The sequence below is a fragment of the Arthrobacter liuii genome (genome assembly GCF_014639275.1).
GTDB lineage: Bacteria > Actinomycetota > Actinomycetes > Actinomycetales > Micrococcaceae > Arthrobacter > Arthrobacter liuii.
Window position 1 is genome coordinate 1 of record NZ_BMFW01000068.1, and the last position, 2,853, is coordinate 2,853.

General features: G+C 62.0%; 3 protein-coding genes. All 3 read right to left on the minus strand.

The window, feature by feature from the left end; genetic code table 11:
- On the minus strand, positions 1-734 hold a 734-nt coding region (locus IEW19_RS23045; protein ID WP_229748746.1), incomplete at its 3' end, for an AI-2E family transporter.
- A 180-nt stretch (positions 735-914) separates the two neighbouring features.
- Positions 915-1,724 carry a DUF2382 domain-containing protein gene (locus IEW19_RS23050; RefSeq protein ID WP_188573873.1) on the minus strand — a complete coding sequence of 270 codons (810 nt, stop codon included), beginning with the start codon at positions 1,722-1,724 and terminating at the stop codon, positions 915-917.
- Between the two features lie 179 nt (positions 1,725-1,903).
- Positions 1,904-2,680, minus strand: a complete 777-nt coding sequence (locus tag IEW19_RS23055) for a mechanosensitive ion channel family protein (RefSeq protein WP_188573874.1) — start codon at positions 2,678-2,680, stop codon at positions 1,904-1,906.
- Between the last annotated feature and the right edge of the window lie 173 nt (positions 2,681-2,853).

A 2,853-nucleotide genomic window follows, 5' to 3' on the forward strand; every position in this document is an offset into this window, starting at 1 on the left:
ACGATGGTGGCGCGTTCGGCCGCCAGCCGGGCCGTGGGCTGATGCCGCTCGGGGAGGAATCCGATGAGGAATCCCCGGATTTTGTCGCCGTCTTTGAGGAAGAAGAAGAGGATGACGGCCATCAGGACCATCCCGGCGATCGTTTCACCTGCGGTGCGCAGCCCGGTCAGGGCATCGGTGCCGAAGGAGCCGCCTGCGAAGAATTTCTGGACCTCGGACCTTGCTGCGTTCAGTTGCTCGTCGTTGAGGGCCAGGGGCCCATTGATGAGGAATTCGTGGAGTTGGTTGATGCCGGCCACGGCCCGCGCTTCGAGGTCTTTGGCTTGGTGGCGGATGAGGGAAATGATGCCGGTGACGACGCCGGCGAAGACGGCGAGAATGACGATGAAGGATGCCCCGACTGCCAGCACCCTGGGCCACCCCCTGTTGGTGAGCCAGCGTACCGCCGGGGAGATGGCCGACGCCAGGATCAAGGCGATCAGCACGGGGGTGAGGACGAGCGGGACGCGGGTCCCCGCCCACACCACAAGCCAGACCAGCGCGGCGACCAGCAGGACCTGGCTGGACCGGATCGCTGACCTGCCCAGAGTTGTTGCCCAGATCGGAGGCAGGCCCGAAACCATCGGGAGTGGAGCCGGCGCTGGCTGCGCTGCTTGTTCAAGGCGGTGTCCACCCTTCCGGGCATCAGCGGACGAACTGCCACCACTGGTGGCCGGTGCTTGATCCGGGGTCATAATTTCCTTCCAGGTAGGGAACGGGCACAAGCATCCTTGACGGAGGTGGCTTGGCAGGTTCCGCTAGGAGATGCATATTTCCTCTGGTGAGGTGCGGCCAAGAGGAACTTAAGGTGCAAGAGGTCCGCCTCCTTCAGAGGAAGCGGACCTCTTGTGCTATCGCCCTTGCGTTCGATGGTGTTAGCGGGCGTGGCGGCCGTCGTCGTCAACGTCGATGTTTTCCTTGCGGACTTCTTCATTGACGGTGTGCTGCTCGGTTAGGGTTTCCTTGTCGAGGCGGACGCGTTCGACCGGGACGGCTTCCTTCTCGACCACGGGACGCTCCTCGTGGAGAACCACCTCGTGTTCTTCCTCGCTGATGGCAGGGCCATCGAGAGCGGCGCCGCGGTTGGCGTCGGTGATCGGTTCGCGCTCAATACGGACCTCTTCACGCTCCACGGGGACTGTTGTGGTGACGTTTTCGGTGGTGACGTACTTGCGCAGCCGTGCCCTGCCTGTGGCCTGCTTTTCGGTGCCGACGTGCAGCTGTTCCTCTGAGCGGGTCATCGCATCATCGGTGGTCGGACCCGAGACGTCGTGTCCTACCGTGCCGCCTGCGGTGGTTTCCCGGTCGCGGGCGTCCTGGTGGGTGCTGGTGTCCCGATCGGTGGTGGTGCCGGTGGGGGCGGCGGCGCCGGCGCGTTCGTAGTAGGTGTAGAGGCGGTCTTCTTCTTCGGGGTCCAGGTGTCCGTCCGGGGCGACCCGGGGGGCGTCTTTGACCTTGTCCTTGGTGTACGTGACGACGATGTCGTTGCCGTCCTGGGTTGCAGTGTCCAGCGGGACGAAGGACTCATGGGTGCCGAACAAACCGGTTTTGACGGTAACCCAGGTCGGTTCCCCAGTGTCGTCCTCGGCGTAGACCTGACCAATGGACCCGATCTTGGTCCCGTCAGAGCCAATGACTTTACCGCCTGCTGTTGCCAGTGCAGAAAGGTTCTCAGTGCTGATCATGATGTGCTCCTTCTCGTACTTCTGTCTGGGACCTATGGTGCCTTCGAATCAGGCGAGGGGGTTCTTGCCGGTCACATGGGCTCCCCCACCATTGCCGGTAGTAGAGGTGGCTTCCTTCGCCTTGGCTGCCAGCTGGTCCTTGGCAGGGGGCGCCGACTCGGCTTNCAGGTGCCTTCGAATCAGGCGAGGGGGTTCTTGCCGGTCACATGGGCTCCCCCACCATTGCCGGTAGTAGAGGTGGCTTCCTTCGCCTTGGCTGCCAGCTGGTCCTTGGCAGGGGGCGCCGACTCGGCTTCAGCCTTGATCCGCGGTGCTTCGGCCTCGGCCTTGTTCAGGTAGGTTTCCCAGCGGCGGGACATCGGCCCGATGAGTCCGCCACCGACACCAACGATGATGACGCCAACGATCACGGCGAGCACGGCGATCAGGATCGGGGTGGTGACAGTGGTGGCGATGTCCACCTGGTTCAGGGCCGCGATAATGCCGATCCCGAGGATGAAGATGCTGGCGATGTTTCCCAGGGTCTTGCCGTAGGAAAGGCCGCCGAGGGAACCCTGGACAAGGGTCTTGACCCCTGCTGCGATCGCGGCGCTGATGATGACGATGATGATCGCGACAACGATCCGGGGCAAAAACGCGATGATGCCAGCGAGCAGGTCACTGACCGGGTTCGGGCCGAAGACGCCAAACGCGAACTGCAGGACAAAGAGGACCAACGCGTAATAGACGATCTTGCTGATGATGTCACTGGCATCCATCGATGACCTGGACAGCGCCTTTTTCACCCCGCCCCGCTCCACAAGCCGGTCGAAACCGACTTTCTGCAGGAGCTTGTCCAAGGCCTTGGAAATGGCCTTGGCGATCAAGAGACCAACGATGAGGATGACGAGGAACAAAGCGAGTTTGGGAACGAACTCCGCGACCGTAGCGAGCCCGGATCTAAGCGTATCTTCCATAGAAAACCTCCACCTTGCAGGGACTAAAACGTCTTCCGACTGCGACGTTCATCGCGCCGACACCCTTCTACCTAGCCACATCACCCCACGGAAGGCAAGCATGCTTACTAAATATTTGCTTGTGCCCATCCACTGCACGAGTGGCTACGAATACATGCTGGTACGACACGCCG